The following is a 26,068-nucleotide window of genomic DNA, read 5'->3' as shown; positions in this document are numbered from 1 at the left end:
CCCGTGACCGCCCGCCGGCTCAGGGCGCGACGCGGTGGTGCGCGGTGAAGGCCTCGCGCAGGGCGGTGCGCACCAGCGCGACGGACTCGTCGGCGCGCGACGACGCGCGCACGGCGGTGAACACCTCGCGCACGGGGGAGCCGGGCAGTTCTGCGACCGTCAGCGGGCTCGGCTCGTCGCCCCAGATCAGATCGGGCAGCATGCCGACGGCGTGACCGGATGCCACCAGTCGCACGTGCGCGGTCAGGTCGGCCGCCTCATAGCGGATGTCGGGCTCGAACCCCGCCGCCCGGCACTGCTGCACCGCCCACTGCCGGGCGGCCGTGCCCTCTGGCTCCATCACCCAGGCGCGGTCGCGCAGGTCGGGCAGTGGCGTCGGGCGCTCGGCGGGGGGGAGCACGATCCGGATCGGGTCCTCGCCCAGAAGATCGTGCACCACGCCGTCGCGCAGTTCGCGGGTGTGCCCCGGGTACTGCTCGGCGATCACCAGGTCGAACCGGCGGGCCCACAGTTCGAACAGGCTCTCCTCGGGCGGCAGCTCGGCCAGCTCCACGCGCAGCCCCGGTGCGCGCTCCGCGAGCACGGTGAGCGCCGCCGGAACGATGGTCTCCGCCGCCGTCGGCATCGCCGACAGCCGCACGGTCTCCCAGCCGGCGTGCGCGGCCAGCGCTGCTCGGGCCGCCTCGTCGAGCTCCAGAGCGCGTGCTGCGTGCTCGGCCAGCATCCGCCCCTGCGGCGTCAGCCGCACCCGACGGCCGTCCGGCTCCAGCAGGGCGACGCCGGCCTCGCGCTCCAGCAGCGAGAGCTGCTGCGACACCGTCGAGGGGGAGTAGGAGAGCGATGCGGCGACTTCGGCGATCGTGCCGCGCAGCGCCAGTTCATGCAGCAGCCGCAGGCGTCTCAGCTCGAACATCCCCGTCCCCCGATTCATCGATGACAACGAACATTATCCTTCATCAATCATCGCTTTTCATAGAGGTTCGAACGCGGCATCCTGGGAGCATGAGCACCCCTGTGTCCGCTTCCGAAGCATCCGTCAACGACCTCGCCGAACTGGCCGACGACGCCGTCGCCCTCGTCAAGAAGTGGCTGGTCGACAGCCGTGAGGTTCCGGTCGATGCCGCCGGCCAGCGTCTCGCCGGCGTGCTGCGCGACCCCAACGGCCTGGACTTCACCGTCGGCTTCGTCGACGGCGTCGTGCGCCCCGAGGACCTGAAGGTCGCCGCCGCGAAGCTCAAGGAGCTCGTGCCGCTGACCCCCGCCTTCCTCCCCGGCATCATGAAGGGGGCGATCGGCCTGGGCGGCGCCACCGCCACCATGCTCCCCGGCATCGTCGTCCCCTCCGCACGCGCCGTGCTGCGCCAGATGGTGCGCCACCTGATCGTCGACGCCCGCGACGAGAAGCTGGGCGCCGCGATCAAGCACATCCGCGAGACCCAGGGCGTCAAGCTCAACGTCAACCTGCTCGGCGAGGCCATCCTCGGCAAGGACGAGGCCGTCCGCCGCCTGGAGGGCACCCGCCGCCTGCTGCTCCGCGACGACGTGGACTACGTCTCGATCAAGGTCTCCTCGACCGTCGCCCCGCACAGCCCGTGGGCGTTCGACGAGGCCGTCGCGCATGCCATCAAGGCGCTGCACCCGCTCTACGAGATCGCCGCCAAGCCCGCCCGCGGCCCCAAGAAGTTCATCAACCTCGACATGGAGGAGTACAAGGACCTCGACCTCACGATCGCGGTCTTCACCGGCATCCTCGACCGTCCCGAGTTCAAGGACCTCGAGGCCGGCATCGTGCTGCAGGCCTACCTGCCCGACGCCCTCTCCGCCATGATCCGCCTGCAGGAGTGGGCCGCCAAGCGTGTGGCCGACGGCGGCGCCCCCATCAAGGTGCGCGTCGTGAAGGGCGCCAACCTGCCCATGGAGACCGTCGACGCCGAGTCGCACGGCTGGGCGCTGGCCACCTGGTCGACCAAGCAGGAGTCCGACGCCTCGTACAAGGCCGTGCTCGACTACGCCCTGCGCCCCGAGCACATCGGCAACGTGCGCATCGGCGTCGCCGGTCACAACCTCTTCGACATCGCGATGGCCTGGCTGCTCGCCTCCAAGCGCGGCGTGCAGGAGGGCATCGAGTTCGAGATGCTGCTGGGCATGGCGTCCGCTCAGGCCGCCGTCGTGAAGCGCACCGTCGGCTCGCTGCTGCTCTACACGCCGGTGGTGCACCCCGACGAGTTCGACGTCGCGATCGCCTACCTCATCCGCCGTCTGGAGGAGGGTGCGAGCCACGAGAACTTCATGTCCGCCGTGTTCGACCTCGACGCCGACCCGAAGCTGTTCGAGCGCGAGAAGGAGCGCTTCCTGGCATCCGTCGCCGCCATGCCGACCGAGGTGCCCGGCCCGAACCGCACGCAGAACCGTCAGCTGCCCGCAGCTCCGGCACCGCGCGACGGCTTCGTGAACACGCCCGACACCGACCCATCGCTGGCGGCCAACCGCGAGTGGGCCGACGCGATCCGCGCCCGCATGGTCGCCTCGAACCTCGGGAACGACACCGTCGCCGCGAACACCCTCACCACGGCCGAGCAGGTCTCCGAGCGCATCGCGACCGCCGTCGCCGCGGGCGAGGCCTGGCGCGCACTCGGCGCCGCCGGTCGTGCGGAGATCCTGCACCGCGCCGGCGACGTGCTCGAGGCGCGCCGCGCCGAGCTGCTCGAGGTCATGGGCTCCGAGGCCGGAAAGGTCATCGAGCAGGGCGACCCCGAGGTCTCCGAGGCGATCGACTTCGCGCACTACTACGCCGAGAGCGCCAAGGCGCTCGCCGACGTCGACGGCGCCGAGATGCACCCGGTCGGCCTGACCGTGGTCACCCCGCCGTGGAACTTCCCGGTCGCGATCCCCGCCGGCTCCACCCTCTCGGCCCTGGCCACCGGTTCACCGGTGATCATCAAGCCCGCCCGTCAGGCCCGCCGCTCCGGCGCCGTCATGATCGAGGCGCTGTGGGAGGCCGGCGTGCCGCGCGACGTGCTGCAGTACGTGCAGCTCGACGGCCGCGAGCTGGGCACACAGCTGGTCAGCGACCCGGCCGTGGGCCGCGTGATCCTGACCGGCGGCTACGAGACGGCCGAGCTGTTCCGCGGCTTCCGCCAGGACCTGCCCCTGCTCGCCGAGACCAGTGGCAAGAACGCCATCATCGTCACCCCGTCGGCCGACCTGGACCTCGCCGCCAAGGACGTCGCCTACTCGGCATTCGGCCACGCCGGTCAGAAGTGCTCGGCGGCGTCGCTCGTCGTGCTGGTCGGCTCCGCCGCCAAGTCCGAGCGCTTCCGCCGCCAGCTGGTCGACGCCGTGCGCGCCTACGAGGTGGGCATGCCCGAGGACGGCTCCAACCGCATCGGCCCGCTGATCGGCCCGGCCGAGGGCAAGCTGCTCGGCGCCCTCACCGAGCTGCACCCCGGCCAGTCCTGGATGCTCGAGCCCACCAAGCTCGACGACGCGGGCCAGCTGTGGACCCCCGGCATCCGCGACGGCGTGCAGCGCGGCAGCGAGTTCCACCGCGTCGAGTACTTCGGTCCGGTGCTCGGCGTCATGACCGCCGAGACGCTGACCGAGGCCATCGACATCGTCAACGACATCGACTACGGCCTGACCAGCGGCATCCACTCGCTGGACGAGGACGAGATCCAGCAGTGGCTGGCGAACATCCAGGCCGGCAACGTGTACGTCAACCGCGGCACCACCGGCGCCATCGTGCAGCGCCAGCCGTTCGGCGGCTGGAAGAAGGCCGCCGTCGGCGCCGGCTCCAAGGCCGGCGGCCCGAACTACCTCGTCGGCCTGTCGGAGTGGACGGATGCCCCGGTGAAGACCACCCGTCCGCTGGACGAGCTGGGCCTCTCGGCCGCTGCGCTCGTGGAGGGCGACGACGCCGCGTGGCTGCGCGGTGCGCTCGCCACCGACATCGACGCGTGGGGCACCGAGTTCGGTGTCGTGCGCGACGCGACCGGTCTGGTCACCGAGCAGAACGCGCTGCGCTACCAGGCGCTGCCGGTCACGGTCCGCTACGAGGGACAGGGTTCGATGGCGGGAAGGGGCATGGCCGAGCTGGTGCGCGTCGTCGCCGCCGGCCTGCGGGCCCGCTCGCGCGTCACTGTGAGCGCAGCATCCGCTCTGCCCGCCGCCGTCGTCACCTGGCTGGGTGCGCACGGCGTGACCGTCGTGACCGAGGATGCGGATGCCTGGGGCGCGCACGCGCGTCGCCTGTCCGGCGCTGGCGGTCGCGTCCGCGTGATCGGCACCACCGCCGCAGCGACCGCCGCGGCCGTGAACGGCTCGCCGAGCCTGGCGATCTACGCGAACCCGGTGGTCGCCGCCGGTCGTGTGGAGCTGCTCACCTTCCTGCGCGAGCAGGCCGTGTCGGTCACCGCGCACCGCTTCGGCACGCCGCACCGCTACGAGATCCCGCTGCTCGAGCCGGTGCGCTGAGCTGCGACAAACCCGTCGCCCTGTCGCAGGCCCCTGGTGCTCTGGGTCCTGCGGCAGGGCGTCGTCGTATCCGCGTGCCGGTGCCTGGCGCGCATCCGGGCAGGACGGAACCTGTGTCGCAGTAGTGGCGGGTGCGGATGCTGCGCACCCTCCGCTTCTGGGACAGGACGCCGCTGCTAGACCAGGGGCAGGGCGTCGTCGTAGGCGCTGCGCGAGAGAGCGGGCTGATCGCCGAAGATCCGCGTGATGCCCGGCTCGCTGCGCCAGGCCGGCCAACCCGGATCACCGGAGGTCACGAATGCGACGGCCGCCGAGTGCATCTCGGAGGCCAGCGACTGCGGCGGGTGCGCGCCCGTCATCTTCGCGACGTGCTCCTCGCGGAGGCAGTCGAACCAGAACGGCACGTCGAGGCAGTGGTGCGACCACCCGTTCACAGGAGAGCTCCAGGCGAAGCGGTAGACCCAGGTGCCGGCATCCCGCCGCGTCTCCGCGACCCGCACGACCAGCGAGCGGAAGATGCGATCGGTGACGAAGCGCCCCAGCGCGGGCCCCGCGCCGCGCCGCGCACGGTTGGACCGCCGCCACCGGCGGCGCAGCGCGCCGGCCTTCTCCACGACGCGCAGTGCGAGCGGGACGGGCACCCATCTGAGGGCCCGCGGCGCGTTGTCGAAGATCATGGTGAACTCGTCGTCCGTGGCCCCCAGCAGCAGCGGCTTGCCTGCCCCGTTCCCCGCGGCGAACGAGTCGACCGTCGGACGGGTGATGAGGTCGCCGTCGATCACCGGTCCCCAGGGGAGGCCGTCGGTGAGCGTGGCGGTGGTGGCCGCCATTCCCTTCTTGCCGAGCAGGGATGCCTCGAACTGGCGCCGGGTGAGCGCGCGCTCCTTCACGCCGCGGTAGCCCTCCAGGGTCGGTTCGCATCCGACCATCGAGGCGAGCAGCTCGCTGCGCGCCCGGGCGCGCTCGCGGGGCAGGTCGCCGAGTGCTCCGCTGATCGAGATCCCGGCGTGGAACAGGTGCTGTGCGGCAGGCATCCCGAACAGCGTGAGCACGGCGCCGCCGCCGGCGGACTGGCCCGCGATCGTCACGCGGCCCGGGTCGCCGCCGAAGGAGGCGATGTTGCGCCGCACCCACTCCAGCGCCGCCATCCAGTCGCGCACACCGCGGTTGTCGGGGACGCCGTCGATCACGCCGAACCCGTCGAAGCCGAGCCGGTACGAGATGGTCACCAGCACGACGCCGTCGCGGGTGAACGACGCGCCGTCGTACCACGGGCTCGCGGAGGAGCCCGCCGAGTAGCCGCCGCCGTGGATCCAGACCAGCACGGGTGCGCCGCCGTCGAGGGCAGGCGTGAACACGTTCAGGTTCAGCGTCGCCGTGCCTGGAACGCTCGGCTCGGGGATGATCGCATTGTCCTCCGGGCGGCGCTGCGGCGTCGGCCCGTAGGCGGTCGCATCGAGCGGCTCGGTCCAGGGCGTCACCGGCTGCGGCGGCTGGAAGCGCCGCTTTCCCGTCGGCGGAGCGGCGTAGGGGATGCCCAGGAACGCGAGTGATCCGTCGGCGCGACCGACTCCTCGGACGGGCCCCTCGGCGGTGTGCGCGATCTCGTCCATCGCGTTCAGGCTACCGCCGGATCCCGTCGCTGTCAGGCCGGGCGGAGCACCCGCAGCAGCTCTTCGAGGTCCGCCGCCATGTCGATCGAGTGGTCGAGCATCCAGGCCGACTGCAGTCCGTCGGCGGCGGCGTGCAGCACGCGCATCACCCACGCGTGACACGCTCAGTCCGTGGTGATGCCTTCCGCACGGATTGCGTTCGTCAGGAGTTCGCGCACGTCGCGCGCCGCGCGGACGAGGGCATCCGAGTCGGGGCCGAGGCCGGAGACCAGACGGTCCACGGCGCGAAGGCCCGCGGCATCCAGCATCCGCTTCTCGTTCGTGACCCACTCGCCGCGATGCGCGAGGATCGCGTGCGCCGTCCGGCAGGCCGCCTGGCTGAGCAGGCCGATGCACTGCGCCACCCGGCCGTGCCGGGCGTGGCCGGCCTCCGCGTAGTGGAGGGTGAGGTAGGCGCCGTTCCACCAGATCGGCGGAGCCGAGGCCCGCAGCGCGGGCGGGTACTCCCAGACCGGTAGGGAGCCGCGCAGCGGCCGGTTGATGCCGAGTTCGGCGAGCAGGATGTAGCTCGGGATCCCGGCCTGATGGAACAGCAGCGGCTCGATCGTGAAGTCGCCGTGGCAGGCATCCGCATGGATGCGCTCGATGAGGGTCAGGTCGCGGTAGTGCAGGTCGACTGCGCGGCCGTCTACGGTCAGCCAGCCGCCGCCGTTGAAGAGCGGGCCCCACCCGCCCAGATCGGTGACCTGACCTGGCCACCCCAGGGCTCTGACGGAGTCCGGCGAGAATCCGCTCCGGTAGTAGACCGCGACATCCCAGTCGCTGTCGGGGCGCTCCGCGCCCTGGGCGCGGGAACCGCCGAGCGCGACTGCCTCCACGCCGGGAAGGGCGTACAAGGTGTCCGCGATGCGGTCGATGAACTCGGAGATGTGCTCGGAAGCAGGCATGCGTGAACTCTCTTCTGACGGGCGGGCCGGACGGCCGCGGCGGAATGGGTCAGAGCGAGAGGTTCATGCACCCAGCATTGCAGGAGCACCGTGTGAGGGCAACCGAGGCGCGCGTCCCTCTGGGGGACTCGGCGCCCGCCGACACCCCCGGATAGCGTCGAGACCCCCAGCTGCGGACGTCCGTACCTGGGGGTCTCGACGGCAAGGGGGGTCTCGACGATCCTGCTGCGTGTCAGGCGGTGCCTGCTGCGCTCAGACGGTGTACCCGTCCGCCACGGTCAGGGCCTCGTCGATCGCGGACAGGCCGCGCACCAGCTCCTCCTCGGTGATCACCAGCGGCGGGGCGATGTGCGTGCGGTTGAAGTGCACGAAGGGCCAGACGCCCGCCTTCTTCGCGGCAGCGGCGAATGCCGCCATCGGCGCAGCATCCGCCCCCGCCGCGTTGAACGGCACCAGCGGCTCGCGGGTCTCGCGATCCCGCACCAGCTCCACAGCCCAGAACAGGCCACGGCCGCGCACCTCTCCGACACTCGGGTGCGTCTCCGCCCACCCGCGCAGGGTCGGCTCGACGATCCGCTCGCCCAGGTCGCGCACGCGCTCCAGGATGCCGTCGCGGCGGAACACCTCGAACGTCGCCACGCCGGCCGCGCAGGCCAGCGGATGCCCGGAGTAGGTGAGCCCGCCCGGGAAGGAGACCTCGTCGAAGTGCGCTGCGATGCGGTCCGAGATGACCACGCCGCCCAGCGGCACGTACCCGGAGTTCACGCCCTTCGCGAAGGTGATCAGGTCGGGCTGCCCGCCGTAGGCCTGGAAGCCGAACCACTCGCCCACTCGCCCGAAGCCGACCATCACCTCGTCGGCGATGTAGACGATGCCGTACCGATCGCACAGCTCGCGCACGCCCTGCAGGTAGCCCGGCGGCGGTGCGAGCACGCCGTTGGTGCCGACGACCGATTCGATGATGATCGCCGCGATCGTGGACGGCCCCTCGAGCTGCACGGTCTGCTCCAGGTGCGCGAGCGCGCGCTCGCCCTCCTGCTCCTCCGACTCGGAGTGGAACGCGGAGCGGTATGCGTACGGGCCGAAGAACCGCACCGCGCCCGCATCGCTGACCTCGTTCGCCCAGCGCCGCGGGTCGCCGGTCAGCGAGATCGCCGTGGACGTGGAGCCGTGGTAGCTGCGGTACATCGACAGCACCTTGCGGCGGCCGGTGGTCTGGCGCGCCATGCGCACCGCGTACTCATTGGCATCCGCTCCGCCGTTCGTGAAGAACACCTTCTCGAAGCCGTCGCCGGCCACCTCGGAGATGAGCCGGGCCAGCTCGCCGCGCACGTCGTTCGCGAGGGCCGGCTGGATGGTCGCCAGGCGCCCCGCCTGCTGCTGGATGGCGGCGACGAGATCCGGATGCTGATGCCCGAGGTTCAGGTTGACCAGCTGACTCGAGAAGTCCAGGTAGGCGTTGCCCTGGTAGTCCCAGAACGTCGAGCCCTCGCCCGCCGCGACCGGCATCGGGTCGATGAGCGCCTGCGCGCTCCAGGAGTGGAACACGTGAGCGCGGTCATCGGCCCGCACCTGGGCCTCTGCCTCAGGGGCGGGCAGAGGGTGCGTGACGCCGTGGCGGTCGGTGAACTGTGCCATGATCGTGCGCCTTTCAGTGGTTGCTCGGGAAGCCGAGGTCGAGCTGGGCGGGGGTGTGGTCGGGCCAGCGGGTGGTGACGACCTTGGAGCGGGTGTAGAAGCCGATCGACTCGGGGCCGTAGATGTGCGAGTCGCCGAACAGCGAGTCCTTCCAGCCGCCGAACGAGAACGCGCCCACCGGCACGGGGATCGGCACGTTGATGCCGACCATGCCGACCTCGATGTCGTACTCGAACTGACGGGCGGTGCCGCCGTCGCGGGTGAAGATCGCGGTGCCGTTGCCGAACCGGTTGGCGTTGATCAGCTCGACGGCCGCCTCGTAGCTGTTCACGCGGACCACCGAGAGCACCGGCCCGAAGATCTCGTCCTGGTACACCTTCATGTCGGTGGTGACGTTGTCGATGAGTGAGACGCCGGTGAAGAATCCGTCGCCCTCGAACGCGCGCTGCGTGCCGTCGACCACGACCGTGCCGCCTTCGGCGGCGGCGGCCGCCACGTAGGAGGCGACCTTGTCGCGGTGCTCGCGGGTGATCAGCGGGCCCATCTCGCTGGCCGGGTCGGTGCCGGGGCCGATGCGCAGCTCGCCGATGCGGGAGCGGATGCCCTCCACCAGGTCGTCCGCGATGTCGCCGACGGCGACCAGCACCGACACGGCCATGCAGCGCTCGCCGGCGGAGCCGTACGCCGCCGAGATCGCGGCCGTCACCGCTCCGTCGATGTCGGCATCCGGCATGACGACCATGTGGTTCTTGGCGCCGCCGAGGGCCTGTACCCGCTTGCCGTTCGCGGAGGCGCGCTCGTAGATGGAGCGGGCGATGGGCGTGGAGCCGACGAAGCTCACGGCGCCGATCTCCATGGAGTCGAGCAGGGCGTCGACCGCGACCTTGTCGCCGTTGACGACGTTGAGCACGCCATCCGGCAGGCCGGCCTCCTGGAACGCCCTGGCCAGCCAGATCGCCGCCGACGGATCCTTCTCGCTGGGCTTGAGCACCACGGCGTTGCCGCAGGCGATCGCGGACGCGACCATCCACAGCGGCACCATCACGGGGAAGTTGAACGGGGTGATGCAGGCGACCACGCCCACCGGCTGCTTGACCGAGTGCACGTCCACTCCTCGGGACACCTGCTCGGCGCGCTCGCCCTTCAGGTGGTGCAGCAGGCCTGCGGCGAACTCGACGTTCTCGATGCCGCGCGAGACCTCGCCGGCGGCATCCGAGAGCACCTTCCCGTGCTCGCTGGTGACGATCGCGGCGAGCTCGTCGGCGCGCTCGGTGAGGATCTGGCGCAGCCGGAAGAACACGTCGGCGCGCTTGACGAGGGACGATGAGCGCCAGGCGCGCTGCGCCTCCTTGGCGACCGCGATCGCGTGCTCGACCTCCGCCGTGCTGGCCGCGGCGACCTGGCGGTGCGCCTCGCCTGTGGCGGGGTCGTACACCGGAAGAGTGCGGTCGGCTGCGCCGGCGTCGGTGCCGGCGATGAAGTGGCGGATGGTGCTCACAGGATGCTCCTCATCGAGAGTTCGTGGACGTTGTGCTCGTCGGGTGGCCGCACAGAATGACCGGCGGCTTGCTTCCCATGCTGACAGCGGCGAGACTGACGTCATGCCCGCAGATCGTCAGGACTTCGCCGACAATCGGACAGATCGTCCGGATGCTGCCGCGCTGCCACGCGTACGCGATGTCCTCGACGCTGAGGTGCTGCTGCGCGGCGACCCGCAGGTGCTCGTCGGCGGCGATGCGCTGGACGCACCGGTGCGCTGGGTGCACGTCTCCGACAGCGATCAGGTGGCGCAGCTGCTGGACGGCGGCGAGCTGCTCCTCACCACCGCGGCGGGATGGCCGGGTGCGGATGCCGCGCTGCGGGGCGTGGTCGACAGCCTGGCGGATGCCGGCATCGCGGGCATCGTGATGGAGCTGGGCGCGCGCTTCCCGGTGGCGCCTCCGGCGCTGGTCGCGGCGTGCCGGTCGCGCGGGCTGGCGCTGATCGCGCTGGAGCAGGTGGTCAAGTTCGTCGCCGTCACCGAGGCCGTGCACCGCCGGATCATCGCCGGTCAGCTGGAGGCGCTGCAGGAGCGCCAGAGCCTGCACGAGCTGTTCACCGGGCTCACCCTGCGCGGGGCTCCCGCCGACACCGTCGTGCGCGAGACCGCGCGGGTGCTGGGGGCGCCGGTGGTGCTCGAGACCCTCGGGCGCGAGGTGGTGACCGCCGACATGCGGGATGCCACGGTATCCGTCGTGCTGACGGACTGGCCGGCGCGCTCCCGCATCGGCGACGGCCTCCTCGCCGTGCCCGTCGAGGCGCGAGGGGTGCGCTGGGGGACGCTGGTGGCACTGCCGGGGCCCGCGCACCCCGCCGGGCGCACGACCGTGCTCGAGCTCGCGGCGACCGCGCTGGCGCTCGCGCGCCTGGCCGACGGCCCGGAGGCGTGGGCGGAGCTGCCGGCCCGCGAGCTCGTCGACGCGGTCGTGAACGGGCGGCACACCGGCGCGGACGATGTGGCGGCCCGGCTTCACGCGGCGGGACTGCCGGTGCGGGGGCGCGTGCTCAGCGTGCTGATCGCGGCGGGAGCGGATGCCGCGGATGTCAGTGCGCTGGTCGCGGCGATCGGCGCAGCGAGTACAGGTGGCGCGTCGACCTCAGGCCGCGATCTCGACGTCCGCGCGCTGGGGGCGGTGCACGGCGGCGACGGCGTCGTGCTGGTCTCGGCATCCGTCTCGCTCGCAGCCGCCCTGCTGCGCCGGGCATCCGAGGCATCCGGCGTCGGGCTCGCCGTGGGGCCGGACGTCGCGACGGTCGCCGAGCTGCTGGCCTCCGTGCGCCCGACCCGACTGCTCGCGGCTCGACTGAGCGCAGGGGAGGTGCGCCGGGTCGACGACCGTCCGCTGACCCGGCTGGTCACCGAGCTCGGCGACGACCACCGCCTGCAGGAGCACAGCGAGCGCATGCTGGCCCCGCTCATCCGCCACGACGAGCAGCACGACGGCGACCTGGTGCGGGTGCTGCGCGCGGTCGTCTCGCATCCCGGCAGCCGCACGGCCGCGGCAGCAGCCTCTCATCTCTCGCGGTCGGTGTTCTACCAGCGCATCGCGCTGATCGCCGACCTGCTGGGCGCCGACCTCGACGACGGCGAGACCCTCTCGGCCCTGCACCTGGCGCTGCTGGCCTCCGGCCGCTGACGATCTCCCAGGACAGTTTCGGGGGATCGTCAGCTGGCCGCTCGGCGCTCAGCCGTTCATCGCGGTCCGGGCGCCCCAGCAGGCCGTGATTCGCTGTTCAGCCTGCGCTGAACTGCTCGAAATCGGTGGCGCCGGCGACCAGGCCGCCGACCGCCGTGCGCGGGTCGGCCTCACCCGTCGGTGCGCGTCCCGCCCATCACGCGCTCCATCATCTCGGGCGATGGCTGGCCGAGGGCGAAGATGTTCTCCTCGCTGTCGCTGAACCACGCTCCGCGTTCACTGCCGAGATCCGCGATCCCGTCTACGGTCTTGAGTCCCGGGAAGTCGTACTCGTGGAACTCGACGCCGCGTTCCCGCAGCGCCGCCACATCGCGATCCAGGTCGTCGGTCGCGAGGTTGATGGCGGTGTTCTTCGCCGTGCCCGCGAAATCGGTGCGGTACACCAGCACCACCGCGCCGCCGACGTCGTAGAACAGGTTCTGAGATTCGGCGTCCGTGTAGACCGGGTCGCGATCCAGCACGTCGTGCCACCAGCGCTTGGCGCGATCGAGGTCTGTCGCCGGAAGGACGGCCGTCGCCCTGAGTTTCTCGAACATGATGAGCCCCAGCTCCGGGGTGTTGTCATCCTCGCGTCGGCCCAGCACAACGCCGCGCCGCTTGGGCGCGCGGACGAGGTCCCCGCTGTGAGCATACCTCCGCACCCTCCGCTTCGGAAGGCGTCAGGCCACGTACACCTTGCGCAGGGTCTCGTGCACGGTCCACAGGGTGCGCATGCCCTCGGTCAGCCGCACGACGGACCCCGTCCGCACCTCGATCGAGGGCAGCGCCGGTGCGATGAAGTCGACGCGCGCGGCGCCGGACAGCACGATGAACACCTCGTCGGCCTCGGTGTCGACGGCAGCGCCCTCGCTCATCTCCCAGATGCCGAGCTCCACATCGCGGAAGGCGCCGAGCACGCGGATGCCGGTGCCGGGAGCGCCCTCGCGCACCACGTCCGCAGGCAGCGGCCCGTGCGGAAGCGCCGGCGACAGAGCATCCGTCACGACGCCCGCGACCTCCAGCGGAAGCGCGCTCACGAGTCGAAGCCCATGCCGACGGCGTCGAGCGTCTTCAGCAGCAGGTCGCGCCTGCCCTCGTTGTGGTCGGCGCGATCCATCGATGCGCGGACGAGGTTGACGCCGATCGACGCGGCCGGCTCGGGCGGGAACGGGATGGGCTTGGTGCGCACCATCTTCAGCCGCGTGCGCTCGGTCTCCATCCCGGCCAGCTTGTCGAGCATGACGTCGGCGCCGAACCGGCTGGCGCCGACGCCGAGTCCGGTGAATCCGGTCGCATAGGCGACGCGCCCGCCGCGGGCAGTGCCGTAGAACGCGCAGAACCGGCTGCACGAGTCGATCGCGCCGGCCCAGCGGTGCGTGAACCTCAGCCCCTCCAGCTGGGGGAAGGTCGTGAAGAAGTGCGAGGCGAGCCGGCGGTACGACTCGGGCCGCTCCTCGTACTCGGCGCGCACCTTGCCGCCGAAGTGGTAGATGGCGTCGTAGCCGCCGAACAGGATGCGGTTGTCCGCGCTGAGCCGGTAGTAGTGGAACTGGTTGGCGCTGTCGGCCAGACCCTGCCGGTTCCTCCAGCCGATCGCGTCGTACTGCTCGGCGGTGAGCGGCTCGGTCATCAGCGCGTAGTCGTACACCGGGACGGTCATCAGACGGTTGCGCTTGAGCAGCGAGGGGAAGACGTTGGTCGCGAGCGCCACATGGTCGGCGGTCACCGTCGCGCCGCCGGCGACGGTCACGGTCTGACGGCCGTTGCCCGAGATGCCGGTCACCCGGCTCTGCTCGTGGATCACGACGCCCAGCTCGACGGCCACCCGGGCCAGCTCGATGGCGAGCTTCGCCGGATGCACCATGGCGCAGCCTTCACGGTCCCAGTTGCCGGCGAGGTAGGTGGGGGAGTGCACCTCGGAGCGCACGGCATCCTGGTCGAGGAAGCCGTCGCCCTCCAGCCACTCGATCTGGTGCGGCTCGGTCGCGATCGCCAGCTGGCCGGTGCGCTCCCAGTCCACATCCATGCCGTACCGCTGCACGGTCTGCTCGATGCCGTCGAGGTTCTCCAGGCCCAGGCGCTCGAGCTGCTCGATCTCCTCGGGCCAGCGGCTCAGGCCGTTCTCGTAGCCGTGCGTCAGGCTCGCCTCGCAGAACCCGCCATTGCGGCCTGACGCCGCCCAGCCGACGCGCGCGGCCTCGAGCACGATGACCGAGCGCTGCGGATCGCGTTCCTTGGCGCGCACGGCGGTCCACAGACCGACGTACCCGCCTCCGACGACGACGAGGTCGGCCTGCGCGGCGCCCGTGAGTGCCGGGTAGGAGGGACGCTCGACGTCGTCGAGCCAGAACGGCGCGTGCTTCGCGTCCCGCAGTGATGCGGTGATCGCCGCATCCGCGGGTCGGAACCGTTCGAAGACGGTGGTGCCCATCAGCGCGTGCCCCAGTTGTAGAAGTCCTTGTGAAGGCCCGCGTAGATGAGGCTCTCGGTGTGCGTGACGCCCGGGATGGCGCGCACGCGGTTGCTGACGAGCTCGAGCAGGTCCTCATCGGTCTCGCAGATCGCCTCGGCGAGCACGTCGAAGGTGCCCAGCGTCACGACCACGTAGGCGATCTCGTCGAACGCCTTCACCGCCTCGGCGACCTCGCGCGGATCCCCTGCGGTGCGGATGCCGATCATCGCCATCCGTGCGAAGCCGAGCTGACGGGGATCGGTGACCGCTACGATCTGCATGACTCCGGCATCCGTCAGCCGCTGCACGCGCTGGCGGACGGCCGCCTCGCTGAGACCGACCGCACGGCCGATCTCGGCGTAGGGGCGCCGGCCGTCCTGCTGCAGCAGTTCGATGATCCGCTTGGAGACGTCGTCCAGCGCCACGCTCTTCATCTTGTCGCTCATGTGCTGATTCTGACACTATATGAATACCGAATCAACCGAATCCATTGTCTAGGGCGAAGTTTTCTTCTGATTCCGCATTCGCATGAGTAGAGTGTCGGCATGCTGACGACGCTGCAGAACCACATCGGTGGGTCCTTCCGGGATGCCCACGGCACCGGCACCCTCGACCTCATCGACCCCGCGACCGGCGAGGTCGACGGCAGTATCCCCCTCTCCGACGCGGATGACCTGGACGCCGCCTACGCGGCCGCCGCTGCAGCGTTCACGATCTGGCGCGACACGACGCCGGCCGAGCGCCAGCTCGCGCTGTTCCGGATCGCGGATGCCATGGCCGCGCGGGCCGAGGAGTTCGCCGACCTGGAGTCGCAGGACACCGGAAAACCGCGCGCCACGCTCGTTGCCGACGAGATCGAGCAGTCCGTCGACCAGCTGCGCTTCTTCGCCGGGGCCGCCCGCAGTCTGGAGGGGCGAGCCGCCGGGGAGTACCTCGCCGGACACACCTCCTACGTGCGGCGCGAGCCGATCGGGGTGATCGGGCAGGTCACGCCCTGGAACTACCCGCTGAACATGGCGGTGTGGAAGATCGCCCCGGCGCTCGCCGCAGGCAACACGGTGGTGCTCAAGCCCGCCGAGTCCACCCCGCGCTCCACGCTGCTGCTCGCCGAGATCGTCGCCGAGCACACCCCGGCAGGCACGCTGAACGTCGTGCTCGGGGCGCGGGAGACCGGGGCGACGCTGGTCGCGCATCCCGTGCCGCAGATGGTGGCGATCACCGGATCGGTGCGCGCGGGCATGGCGGTCGCCTCATCAGCCGCGAACGATCTGAAGCGCGTGCATCTGGAGCTGGGCGGCAAGGCGCCCGCCGTGGTCTTCTCTGACGCCCTGCTGCAGAAGGCCGCGGAGGGGATCGTGGCAGCGGCGTTCTTCAACGCCGGGCAGGACTGCACGGCCGCGACCCGCGTGCTCGTGCACTCCTCGGTGCATGACGAACTGGTGCGGATGCTGGTGGACCGCACGCGCACGCACGCCCGCACCGGCGGCCCGCACGAGGAGGGCGTGTTCTTCGGGCCGCTCTCCAGCGCCGCGCAGCTCGCGCAGGTGCAGGGCTTCGTCGATCGCCTCCCCGCGCACGCGAGGATCGAGACCGGCGGCCGCCGGCAGGGCGAGCGCGGGTACTTCTTCGAGCCGACCATCGTCTCGGGCATGCGGCAGGATGACGAGGCCGTGCAGGACGAGGTGTTCGGCCCGCTGCTGACCGTGCAGTCCTTCGAGACCGACGACGAGGCGCTCGCGATGGCGAACGGCGTGCGGTACGCGCTGGCGGCATCCGTGTGGACCCGCGACCACGGCCGCGCCCTGCGATTCACCCGCGACCTGGACTTCGGGTGCGTGTGGGTGAACACCCACATCCCCTTCGTGTCCGACATGCCGCACGGCGGCTTCAAGCACTCCGGCTACGGCAAGGACCTGTCGCAGTACGGCTTCGACGACTACACGCGCATCAAGCACGTGATGACCGCGCTGGACTGAGCGGGCGGGTGCGCTGCCCGGCGGCGCCGCCACCCGGGAGTCTCCGAAAACAGGGGGATTACTGAGAACAGGACATTCCGGACTGGAATTCTCCTGTGCTCAGCAATCCTCCTGTGTCCGGGCGCGCGGGTTGTGGTGGGCCGATAGACGCCGGCGCGGTGCTTCAGGCCAGGCGCTTCACGTGGCGGAGCTCGTTGAGCACGAGGCCCGGGCGCTCGTCGACCTTGCTCGCGCCGTCGGCGTGCCAGCCGTGGCGCTCATAGAAGCCGGATGCCCGGTCGTTGCCCGCGAGCACCCACAGGTACGCGGTCTCATGACCGGCCTCCCGCAGGGCGTCCTCGACGGCGGAGATCAGCAGGTGCCCGACGCCGGTGGACCAGGCGTCGGGGTGCGCGTAGATGCCCCACAGTTCGCCGGTGCCGACCGCTGAGCCGGCACCATCGGCATCCGCATCCCTGGCGTCGCCGAAGCTCGCCCACCCCACGACCCGGGAACCGTCGAGCACCACGAGCGTCTGCGATCCGCGCCCGGTCTCGCCCAGGATGCGCGCCCAGTTCGCGGCCCGCTCGGCGATGGACAGGCCGTCGAGCACCTCCTGCGGCATCAGCCCGCGATAGGCCGCCTGCCAGGAGCGCACGTGCACCTCGGCGATGCCGTCGGCGTCCGCGACGGCCGCGGGGCGAAGCTCGAGGACCATCGGAGCTCAGCCGGCGTTGCGCCGGGCCTCCCAGCCCGAGCGCACCATCTCGTCGACCGTGTACCGCATCGTCCAGTCCAGGTCGCGGTCGGCGAGGTCGCCAGCTGCGACGATGCGGTCGGGGTCGCCGGGGCGGCGCGGACCGATCGCGGGGACGAAGTCGATGCCGGTGACGCGCACCATGGCATCCATGATCTGCTTCACGCTCAGCCCGTCGCCCGAGCCGAGGTTGTAGGCGGGCTCGATCGACTCGCCTGCGGCGAGGCGCTGTGCGGCCACGACGTGCGCGGCCGCGATGTCGCCGACGTGCACGTAGTCGCGCACGTTGGTTCCATCGGGGGTGTCGTAGTCGTCGCCGTTGATCTGCGGGGTGCGGCCCTCGAGCAGCGCCTCGAACACGATCGGGAACAGGTTGTGCGGGCTCACGTCGTAGACCGTCGGGTCAGCGGAGCCGACCACGTTGAAGTAGCGCAGCGAGGTGTGCCGCAGGGGCTTCTCGGATGTCGCCGTCGCGACGCCCTGGTCGTGCAGCAGCCACTCGCCGATGAGCTTCGACTCGCCGTACGGGCTGGCCGGCCGCTTGACGGTGTCCTCGGTGACGAGCTCGACGTCGGGGGTGCCGAAGACGGCGGCGCTGGAGGAGAACACGATGTTCGCGACGCCCGCGGCCTCCATGGCCTCGAGGATCACCCGGGTGCCCTCCACGTTCTGCGCGTACGTGTGCAGCGGGCGCTGCACGGAGACGCCGGCGTACTTGAAGCCCGCGACGTGGATCACGCCCTCCGCATTGTGCTCGCGCAGGGTGCGCTCGATGAGCTCGCGGTCGAGGATGCTGCCCTCGACCAGCGTCACGCCCTCGGGCACGAAAGACGGACGCCCGCTGGACAGGTCGTCCAGTACGACCGGGGTGAGACCCGCGGATGCCAGTGCGCGCACCACGTGCGCTCCTATGTAGCCGGCACCGCCGGTGACAAGCCAGGACATGGGTCTCCTTCCGTCGCGCGGACGCGCGGGTTCCATTGTGTCAAATGTGATCGTCCTCGCCCCTGCTCAGCTACTTCGCCCCTGTTCATTCACGTAAATCAGCGGGGGCGAGGTAGGCCAACAGGGGCGGGAATCTCGCGTGGGCGGGGTCAGGCGTCGCGGCGGGGGCCCTCGGAGGGCGAGACCGTGAAGATATGCGGCGCGGTGAAGCCGGCATCCGCGAACGCCCGCTCGACCGCATCCGACACCCGCTGCAGATCCGCGTGCGAGACCAGCGCGATCGCCGCTCCGCCGAAGCCACCGCCGGTCATCCGGGCGCCGATCGCGCCGTTCGCCAGCGCGGTGTCCACTGCCGTGTCGAGCTCGGCGACCGAGATCTCGAAGTCGTCGCGCATGGATGCGTGCGAGGCGACCAGGAGGTCGCCGATCGCCTGCGGCCCCTGCTCGGTGAGGGCGGCGACCGTGTCGAGCACGCGCTGGTTCTCGGTGACGATGTGCCGCACCCGGCGGAACGTGACGTCGTCCATGATCTCGGCCGCGCGCGGCAGGTCGGAGACGCTCGCGTCGCGCAGGGAGCGGATGCCGAGCAGCTGCGCGCCCCGCTCGCAGGACTCCCGGCGCTCCCGGTAGCCGCCGGTGGAGTGGGCGTGCGTGACCCGCGTGTCGATCACGAGCACCTCGAGCCCGGCGTCGCGGAAGCCCGTCGGAACGGACTTCGCCTCCAGACTGCGGCAGTCGATGAAGGTCGCGGCATCCGGTCGGCCGAGCATCGACGACATCTGATCCATGATCCCGGTCGGTGCGCCGACGGCCTCGTTCTCGGCCTTGCGACCGACCTGGGCGAGGGCGACCGGATCCAGTCCCAGCTCCCAGAGGTCGTTCAGGGCGGATGCCACGGCTCCCTCGATCGCGGCCGAGGAGGACAGCCCCGCCCCGACCGGCACGTCGGAGGCGATCGCGATGTCCACGCCGCGCTGCGGGGACGCTGAGCCCGTCGACGCGCGCAGCGCCCACGCGACGCCGAGCACGTACGCAGACCATTCCGGGACGTCACGGTCGGCGCCCTGGTACTCGACGGGGAACATGCTCTCCAGGTCGTCCAGCGCGCACTCGACGGTCAGGCGCGCGAAGCTCGAGGTCACCCGGATCCGGTCGTCGGTGCGCGGCGCCACCGCCGCGTACGTGCGGTGCTGGATCGCGAACGGCAGCACGAAGCCCTCGTTGTAGTCGGTGTGCTCGCCGATCAGATTCACGCGTCCGGGAGCGGACCAGACGCCGTCGGGCTCGTGCCCGAAGGACGACGCGAACAGGTCACGGGCGGCGGTGAGTGCGGTCATGGGGACTCCAGGGCTGAAGAAAGTGGTGCGGCGGGTCAGAGGGCGGGGATGGTGTCGATCGCGTCGCGCAGGCGGGCCGCCGTGTCCTCGGGGAGGATCTCGGCGCTCCAGGCGTTCATGGCGGCCTCGGTACCGGCCAGGAACTTCAGCTTGTCGGCGGCGCGGCGCGGACTGGTCAGCTCGAATCGCATCCGGATGCTGTCGCGGCCGACGTTCACCGGAGCCTGATGCCAGGCGCCGATGTACGCGGTCGGGGTCTCGTACAGCGCGTCGACGCCGCGCAGCAGCCGCAGGAACAGCGGGGCGAGCGCATCCCGCTCCGCGGACGTCAGTTCGGTGAAGTCGGCGGCGTGCCGGTGCGGCATGACCTGCACCTCGAGCGGCCAGCGGGCGGCGAAGGGCACGAACGCCGTCCAGTGCTCGTTCTGCAGCACGACGCGGCTGGAGGACTGCTCCGACTCGAGCACTCGCGTCATCAGGTCGGGTGCGGTGCGCGCGATGCTGTCGAGCAGGCGCTGCGTGCGCGGGGTGATGTACGGGTAGGAGTAGATCTGGCCATGCGGATGCGGGAGGGTCACGCCGATGGCCTCGCCGCGGTTCTCGAACGGGAACACCTGCTCGATGCCGGGCAGCGCCGACAGGGCCGCGGTGCGGTCCGCCCACGCCTCGATGATGGTGCGCGCGCGGGTGACGGACTGGGTGCCCAGCGACCCCTCGGGCTCGGGGCTGAAGCAGACGACCTCGCAGCGTCCTGCGCTGGTGCGGGTGCGGCCGATGCCGAGGTGCGCCATGTCGTCGAGACCGCGGGGCGGGTCGGATGCCGCGGGCGCGGTGTCCGTGGCATCCGTCAGCGCAGGGCCGAAGGCGGGGGAGCGGTTCTCGAACACCGCGACGTCGTAGCGCGAGGGCACCTCGGACGGGTTCGTCGGCGTCTGCGGCGCCAGCGGGTCGGCGTCGGCGCCGGGCATCATGACCCGGTTCTGCCGCTTGGTCGCGAAGGTGATCCAGTCGCCGGAGAGCACGTCCTGACGCATGGTCGCGGTCTCGGGACGCTCGTCGAGGGTGCGGGCGTCGATCGCGCGCTCCGCGTCGAGGGAGGTGCCGGGGTCGTCGTAGTAGAACAGCTCGCGTCCGTCGGCCAGCCGGGTGGCGCGCTTGACGACGCCCGCGCCGAGCTCGGTGATCCGCAACTCCGGAGATTCTTCGATGTTCACGTCAACACGGTACCGCTTCGGCCGTGGTAACGTCAACAATCCGGAGTTGCGGCGGAGGGAAGCGGATGCCGAACAGGCGCGTGTCGATGGCGATGGTCGCCCAGCGGGCCGGCGTGTCCGGTCAGACCGTCTCCCGGGTCGCCAACGACAGCCCCAAGGTGGACCCGGACACCCGCGCGCGCGTGGAGCAGGCGATGGCCGAGCTCGGCTACCGCCCGAACCGCGCGGCGCGCGCCCTGCGCACCGGACGCACGCACACGCTCGGCCTGGTCGCGCAGACACTCGCCACGGTCGGCAACTCGCGGATGCTGCAGGCCGTGGCCGAGTCCGCGGCTTCCCACGGCTATGCGGTGACCGTCGTGACGCTCGGCGCCGGTGGCGACATCGATGACGCCTTCGACCGTCTGCGCGATCAGGGCGTGGACGGCGCGATCGTGCTCAACGAGGCGACCGCGCTGGCCCGCGACGCGGCGTCCGCCGGCCTCCGCCTGGTGGTGGTCGACTCCGCGCCCGACGAGCGCTTCACGGTGATCGGCACCGACCACGCCGCGGGGGCCCGCGCCGCGACGGAGCACCTGCTCGCCGCGGGCCACGCCATCGTGCACCACCTCGCCGGCCCCGAGGGCTCGTTCGCGGCCGCCGAACGCGAGCGCGGCTGGCGGCAGGCGCTCGCCGCCGCCGGCATCGCTGCGCCCGAGATCGTGCGCGGCGACTGGAGCGCGGCATCCGGTCACGCGCGCGCGGGGCAGCTGTCCGAGGCCACCGCGATCTTCGCGGCCAACGATCAGATGGCGCTCGGCGCGCTGCGGGCTCTCGCCGACGCCGGACGCCGCGTTCCCGAGGATGTCGCGGTGATCGGCTTCGACGACATCGCGGATGCCGCTCAGTTCCAGCCCCCGCTGACCACCGTGCGGCAGGACTTCGACGCGCTGGGCGAGCAGGCCGTGCAGGTGCTGATCGCGGACATCGAGGGCGGCCGCGCGGCGACCTCGCTCCTGGCGCCCGCGCTCATCGTGCGCGCGAGCGCCTGAGGCGGGTCAGAACTCGAGCAGCACCTTCGTGGCGCGGCGCTCATCCATGGCCCGGTAGCCCTCGGCGGCCTCGTCGAGGGGGAGTGTGAGATCGAACACGACACCGGGGTCGATGGCATCCGTCATGATGAGCTCGACCAGGTCGGCCAGCCAGCGGCGCACCGGCGCCGGTCCGCCATGCAGGTGGACACCCGAGTAGAATAGCTCGCTGCCGTCGATCGTCACGTCGTGCGAGACACCCACGAAGCCCACATGCCCGCCGGCGCGGGTGGCGCGCATCGCCTGCTGCATGGACTCCTGCGTGCCGACGGCCTCGATCGTGGAGTGCGCGCCGTAGCCGCCGGTGAGCTCCTTGATGCGCTCCACCCCGGCATCCCCGCGCTCCTCGACGATGTCGGTCGCGCCGAACCGGCGCGCGAGCTCCTGCCGGTCGGCGTGCCGGGACATCGCGATGATCCGCTCCGCGCCCAGCTGCCGGGCGGCGAGGATGCCGCACAGCCCGACCGCGCCGTCGCCCACCACGGCGACCGTCTTTCCCGGCCCCGCCTCGGCGGCGACCGCCGCGAACCACCCGGTGCCGAGCACATCGGATGCGGCGAGCAGGCTGCGCCGGCGCTCGGGGGTCAGGTCGCCGGTCACCTTCACGAGCGTGCCGTCGGCCCAGGGGACGCGCGCGTACTCGGCCTGCGTTCCCACCGAGCCCATTCCCACCACGTGGATGCACCGGGACTGGTAGCCGGCACGGCAGATCTCGCAGGTGCCGTCGGATGCCATGAACGAGCCGACCACGAAGTCGCCGACCGCGAGGTCTCGCACCTCCGCGCCGACCTGCTCAACAGTGCCGATGTACTCATGACCCATCCGGATGGGACGCTTGATCGGCTGGATGCCGCGGTAGGGCCAGAGGTCCGATCCGCAGATGCAGGTCGCGTCGAGCCGGATGATGGCATCCGTCGGCTCGACGAGGGAGGGCAGGGGGAGCTCTTCGACCCGGACGTCGCCGGGGCCGTGCATGATGACTGCGCGCATGCTTCCACTATGCGCCCGGCAAGCGCTTCCCCGGGCGCGGAGGACACGTTTCGATAAACGATCATGAACGTTCATGGTGGAACGTAAACCTTCTTGAGGCGATCAAAACGGATTGCTAATCTCCTGAAACAGTCACCCTTTCCCGGGTGCGGATCGCTGTTCGAAGGAGACCCTGTGACCCCCACGCCGACGACTCCTCATCGCAGCCCGCTGCGGAGCGGATCGAGGGAGGCACTGGTCGCCTTCGCCGATCGGATGCTGAGCGGCGCGGCGGCATGGGCGTCGCCCGGCTTCGCCCGCATCACGCCCCCCGGTGCTCCCGGCGGCTACGGCGCGGCGGTGGACGGCCTGGAGGGCTTCGCCCGCACCTTCCTGCTCGCGGGCTTCCGCATCGCCGGCGCGCGCGGCGAGGGCGTGGACCGGCTGATCCACGACTACAGCCGCGGGATCGCGGCCGGCGTCGACCCGGCGTCCGAAGAGCGCTGGGTGCGGCTCGACGAGCACCCTCAGGCCAAGGTCGAGGCCGCCTCGATCGCGCTCATCCTCGACATGACCCGGCCCTGGATCTGGGACCGGCTCGACGAGACGACCCAGCAGCGCGTGATCGAGTACCTCTCGCCCGTCGTGGGCGACACCACCTACCCGCAGAACAACTGGGTGTGGTTCCGCATCGTGGTGCAGACCTTCCTGCGCTCGGTCGGCGGTCCCTGGTCGGCATCCGACATCGCCGACGACCTCGCCAGGCACGACTCCTTCGCCCGCGGCGACGGCTGGTTCTCCGACGGCGACGACCGCAACTACGACCACTACGTCGGCTGGGCGCTGCACCTGTACCCGGTGCTCTGGTCTCGCATGCAGGGTGCCGGCGAGATAGCCCCCGAGCGCTTCGCCGGCGACGTCGAGGCACTCGACGGCTACCTGCAGGACGCCGTGCACCTGGTCGGCGCCGACGGCGGCCCGCTGATCGAGGGGCGCAGCCTGATCTACCGGTTCGCCGCCGCCGCTCCCTTCTGGGTCGGCGCGTTCGCGCAGGTCCCGTCCACCGACCTCGGCATCCTGCGCCGTACCGCGATGGGCATCATCGCGCACTTCGACGAGCACGGGGCTCCGGACCGCGACGACCTGCTCACGATGGGCTGGCACGGCGAGTGGCGGCGCCTCGCGCAGAGCTACTCCGGCCCCGGATCGCCCTACTGGGCGTCGAAGGGGATGCTGGGCATCGCGCTTCCTGCCGACCATCCGGTCTGGGCTGCCCCGGAACCCGCGCCGTTCCCCGACGACCTGCGCGTGGTGGCACCCGCCGGCTGGATCGTCTCCGGAACGGCGTCCGACGGCATCGTCCGCGTGATCAACCACGGCACCGACCACGCGCAGCCGGGGGCGGTCGCCGGCGACTCCCCGCTGTACGCGCGACTGGGATACTCCACCGCCGCGTCCCCGCTCCTGAACGGCGACGCGTGGGCCGAGCCGCTGGAGCAGTCCGTCGCGCTCGTCGACGCGACCGGCCGGGCCACCCACCGCACCGGGCTGACGCTGCTCGGCATCGCGCGCGACGGCGACATCGCCGTGGCCTCGTCGTCGGCGCACGTGCACTGGATCGATCCGGCCCCCGTCCAGACGCGGCACGGCGCCGGCATCGGCGGCGAGGTCGTGTTCGCCGGGCGGATCACGACCTGCTCGATCGTGCGGGGCGCGTGGGAGGTGCGGCTGATCCGCGTCGACGCCCTCGAGAGCGACGGCGCCCGGCTGCGGATCGGCGGCTGGGCCATCGCCGGAGAGCAGGGCGAGGTGGTCGCCACGGCATCCGAGGATGCGGCATCCGCCCGCCTCGGCGACCTGACCAGCGCTCTCGTGGCGCTCACCCCCGGTCTCGACCCCGGCATCGAGCGGCGGCAGGACGCCAGCCCCCTCGGCCCCGACGCCGCCGTGCCCGTCCTCGCGACCACACCGGAGACCGGGCGGTGGATCGCCGCGGCGGTGCAGCTGAGCGGCGACGCGGCGGACGGCGCCGGATCCGCGGCATCCGCACCCGCCCTCACCCTCGAAGCCGGTGCGGCGACGGTCGTCTGGCCGGACGGCCGCCGCACCACCAGCCGACTCCCCTCGAACGAAGACTGAGACACCCGAACCGCGGCCAGACCGCAATCACGAAGGAGCACGAACAGCATGAACAGAAGGATCCTCGCCGTCGGCAGCATCGCCGCTGTGGCAGCGCTGGCGCTCGCCGGATGCAGCGGCAGCACCGAGGCCGACAAGCCCGCAGCCTCCAGCGGTCCCGTCACCCTCACGATGTCGGCATGGAGCGTCGACACCACGCCGGAGTTCAAGGCGCTCGCGGACGCGTTCCACGAGAAGAACCCCGACATCACGATCAACCTCAAGGAGTACGACGCGACGGATTACAACACGCTGATCACCGCCGACCTCGCCGCCGGCTCCGGCCCCGACATCATCACGCAGAAGGAGGTCAAGTACGTCACCACCCTGCAGGAGGGCGGCCAGCTGCTCGACGTCTCCGACGTGAAGCTGCCCAAGGGCATCGGCGGCGCCGACTCCTACAAGGTCGACGGCAAGGCGTACGCGACGCCGTACCGGCAGGACTCCTGGGTGCTCTTCTACAACAAGGACCTGTTCAAGAAGGCCGGCGTCGCCGAGCCCGACGGCTCGTGGACCTGGGACGACTTCGACAAGGCCGCCGCCGAGCTGACCGCCGGCGCCGGCGGCGCGAAGGGCGCCTACCTGCACCGCTGGCAGTCGGTCGTGCAGGGCTTCGCCAACTCGCAGACCGGGTCGAACGTGCTCAAGGGCAAGTACGACTACATGACGCCGTTCTACGAGCGCGTGCTCAAGCTGCAGAAGGACGGCGACGTCGTCGACTTCAACACCTCCAGCGCCAATCAGCTCACCTACCAGGGCGAGTTCGGCAAGCAGAAGGCCGCGATGATGCCGATGGGCACCTGGTTCGTCGCCACGCTCATCGCGCAGCAGGCCTCGGGCGACGCGGATGCCTTCTCATGGGGCATCGCGCCGATCCCGCAGCTCAGCGCGAAGACGGCGGGGCTCGACAACACCCCGGTCACCTTCGGCGACCCGACCGGCTTCGGCGTCAACGCCGCAGCCAGCCCGGAGAAGGCCGCGGCCGCGAAGAAGTTCCTCGCCTTCGCGTCCAGCGAGGACGCCGCGCAGGTACTCGCCGGCATCGGCATCACCCCGGCGCTGAACAGCAGCACCGTCGCCGACACCTACTTCGGTGTCAAGGGCGCGCCGACCGACGACCTGTCGAAGTTCGCATGGTCGACGCACAAGGTGCTCGCCGAGAACCCCACCTCGAGCAAGACCGCGGCGATCCAGGGCATCCTGAGCGACATGCACACGGCGATCATGTCCGGCTCCACGCCGGTCGACGCCGCGATCAAGGAGGCACAGGACCGCGTCTCCAACGAGGTCGGCCTGGACTGACCC

At 71.2% G+C, this 26,068-nt stretch carries 20 protein-coding genes; 6 read left to right on the top strand and 14 right to left on the bottom strand.

Features of this window, described 5'->3' with window-relative positions; all coding sequences use genetic code 11:
• Positions 1-19 precede the first annotated feature (19 nt).
• Entirely contained in the window at positions 20-913 is an 894-nt protein-coding gene (locus MIAR_RS15145) for a LysR family transcriptional regulator (RefSeq protein ID WP_285637660.1), read from the bottom strand.
• Positions 914-1,002: 89 nt separating this feature from the next.
• Between MIAR_RS15145 and MIAR_RS15140 the strand changes: the two genes are divergently transcribed.
• Positions 1,003-4,473: a bifunctional proline dehydrogenase/L-glutamate gamma-semialdehyde dehydrogenase gene (locus tag MIAR_RS15140; protein WP_285637659.1), complete on the top strand. Its 3,471-nt coding sequence runs from the start codon at positions 1,003-1,005 to the stop codon at positions 4,471-4,473.
• Positions 4,474-4,649: 176 nt separating this feature from the next.
• On the opposite strand, the gene MIAR_RS15135 is transcribed toward MIAR_RS15140, so the two are convergent.
• The 4 genes from MIAR_RS15135 to MIAR_RS15120 form a co-directional block, all read right to left on the bottom strand.
• Positions 4,650-6,086, bottom strand: coding sequence for a carboxylesterase/lipase family protein (locus MIAR_RS15135; RefSeq protein ID WP_285637658.1), 1,437 nt, complete (start codon positions 6,084-6,086; stop codon positions 4,650-4,652).
• Positions 6,087-6,250: 164 nt separating this feature from the next.
• Positions 6,251-7,033, bottom strand: coding sequence for a nucleotidyltransferase domain-containing protein (locus tag MIAR_RS15130; protein WP_285637657.1), 783 nt, complete (start codon positions 7,031-7,033; stop codon positions 6,251-6,253).
• A 252-nt stretch (positions 7,034-7,285) separates the two neighbouring features.
• Complete coding sequence (locus tag MIAR_RS15125) at positions 7,286-8,671, bottom strand: aspartate aminotransferase family protein (RefSeq protein ID WP_285637656.1); 1,386 nt, start codon at positions 8,669-8,671, stop codon at positions 7,286-7,288.
• 13 nt (positions 8,672-8,684) lie between these two features.
• Positions 8,685-10,169, bottom strand: coding sequence for a CoA-acylating methylmalonate-semialdehyde dehydrogenase (locus MIAR_RS15120; protein ID WP_285637655.1), 1,485 nt, complete (start codon positions 10,167-10,169; stop codon positions 8,685-8,687).
• A gap of 103 nt (positions 10,170-10,272) precedes the next feature.
• Here MIAR_RS15120 and MIAR_RS15115 point away from each other — a divergent pair, with 103 nt between their 5' ends.
• On the top strand, positions 10,273-11,847 hold the full coding sequence (locus tag MIAR_RS15115) for a PucR family transcriptional regulator (RefSeq protein WP_285637653.1): 1,575 nt from the start codon (positions 10,273-10,275) through the stop codon (positions 11,845-11,847).
• Positions 11,848-12,017: 170 nt separating this feature from the next.
• On the opposite strand, the gene MIAR_RS15110 is transcribed toward MIAR_RS15115, so the two are convergent.
• From MIAR_RS15110 to MIAR_RS15095, 4 genes are all read right to left on the bottom strand, one after another.
• Positions 12,018-12,443: a VOC family protein gene (locus MIAR_RS15110; RefSeq protein ID WP_285637651.1), complete on the bottom strand. Its 426-nt coding sequence runs from the start codon at positions 12,441-12,443 to the stop codon at positions 12,018-12,020.
• Positions 12,444-12,566: 123 nt separating this feature from the next.
• Positions 12,567-12,923, bottom strand: coding sequence for a cupin domain-containing protein (locus tag MIAR_RS15105; protein WP_285637650.1), 357 nt, complete (start codon positions 12,921-12,923; stop codon positions 12,567-12,569).
• Positions 12,920-14,317 (bottom strand): NAD(P)/FAD-dependent oxidoreductase, encoded by a 1,398-nt coding sequence (locus MIAR_RS15100; RefSeq protein WP_285637648.1) that lies wholly within the window; start codon positions 14,315-14,317, stop codon positions 12,920-12,922. The genes MIAR_RS15105 and MIAR_RS15100 overlap by 4 nt, the downstream gene beginning before the upstream one ends.
• Positions 14,317-14,784 carry an Lrp/AsnC family transcriptional regulator gene (locus tag MIAR_RS15095; protein WP_285637646.1) on the bottom strand — a complete coding sequence of 156 codons (468 nt, stop codon included), beginning with the start codon at positions 14,782-14,784 and terminating at the stop codon, positions 14,317-14,319. The genes MIAR_RS15100 and MIAR_RS15095 overlap by 1 nt, the downstream gene beginning before the upstream one ends.
• A gap of 99 nt (positions 14,785-14,883) precedes the next feature.
• Between MIAR_RS15095 and MIAR_RS15090 the strand changes: the two genes are divergently transcribed.
• Positions 14,884-16,314, top strand: coding sequence for a gamma-aminobutyraldehyde dehydrogenase (locus MIAR_RS15090; protein ID WP_285637645.1), 1,431 nt, complete (start codon positions 14,884-14,886; stop codon positions 16,312-16,314).
• 163 nt (positions 16,315-16,477) lie between these two features.
• Here the strand turns inward: MIAR_RS15090 and MIAR_RS15085 are convergent, their stop codons facing one another.
• The 4 genes from MIAR_RS15085 to galT all read right to left on the bottom strand — a co-directional run bounded on the left by MIAR_RS15085 (position 16,478) and on the right by galT (position 20,546).
• Entirely contained in the window at positions 16,478-17,011 is a 534-nt protein-coding gene (locus MIAR_RS15085) for a GNAT family N-acetyltransferase (RefSeq protein ID WP_285637644.1), read from the bottom strand.
• Between the two features lie 6 nt (positions 17,012-17,017).
• Positions 17,018-17,995, bottom strand: coding sequence for a UDP-glucose 4-epimerase GalE (galE, locus tag MIAR_RS15080; RefSeq protein ID WP_285637643.1), 978 nt, complete (start codon positions 17,993-17,995; stop codon positions 17,018-17,020).
• 149 nt (positions 17,996-18,144) lie between these two features.
• Positions 18,145-19,332 (bottom strand): galactokinase, encoded by a 1,188-nt coding sequence (gene galK / locus MIAR_RS15075; RefSeq protein WP_285637642.1) that lies wholly within the window; start codon positions 19,330-19,332, stop codon positions 18,145-18,147.
• Between the two features lie 35 nt (positions 19,333-19,367).
• Positions 19,368-20,546, bottom strand: a complete 1,179-nt coding sequence (galT, locus tag MIAR_RS15070) for a galactose-1-phosphate uridylyltransferase (protein WP_285637641.1) — start codon at positions 20,544-20,546, stop codon at positions 19,368-19,370.
• Between the two features lie 65 nt (positions 20,547-20,611).
• Between galT and MIAR_RS15065 the strand changes: the two genes are divergently transcribed.
• Positions 20,612-21,577 (top strand): LacI family DNA-binding transcriptional regulator, encoded by a 966-nt coding sequence (locus MIAR_RS15065; protein WP_285637640.1) that lies wholly within the window; start codon positions 20,612-20,614, stop codon positions 21,575-21,577.
• Between the two features lie 6 nt (positions 21,578-21,583).
• Here MIAR_RS15065 and MIAR_RS15060 read toward each other — a convergent pair whose 3' ends face one another.
• Positions 21,584-22,606 carry a zinc-dependent alcohol dehydrogenase family protein gene (locus MIAR_RS15060; protein WP_285637639.1) on the bottom strand — a complete coding sequence of 341 codons (1,023 nt, stop codon included), beginning with the start codon at positions 22,604-22,606 and terminating at the stop codon, positions 21,584-21,586.
• Positions 22,607-22,780: 174 nt separating this feature from the next.
• On the opposite strand from MIAR_RS15060, the gene MIAR_RS15055 reads away from it, so the two are divergent.
• Positions 22,781-24,724 (top strand): DUF2264 domain-containing protein, encoded by a 1,944-nt coding sequence (locus MIAR_RS15055; protein ID WP_285637638.1) that lies wholly within the window; start codon positions 22,781-22,783, stop codon positions 24,722-24,724.
• Between the two features lie 48 nt (positions 24,725-24,772).
• Positions 24,773-26,065 carry an ABC transporter substrate-binding protein gene (locus MIAR_RS15050; protein ID WP_285637637.1) on the top strand — a complete coding sequence of 431 codons (1,293 nt, stop codon included), beginning with the start codon at positions 24,773-24,775 and terminating at the stop codon, positions 26,063-26,065.
• Positions 26,066-26,068: the final 3 nt, after the last annotated feature.

This window comes from Microbacterium arabinogalactanolyticum, from assembly GCF_030268005.1.
Classification (GTDB): domain Bacteria; phylum Actinomycetota; class Actinomycetes; order Actinomycetales; family Microbacteriaceae; genus Microbacterium; species Microbacterium arabinogalactanolyticum.
This window is presented reverse-complemented; position numbering and strand designations above follow the sequence as displayed.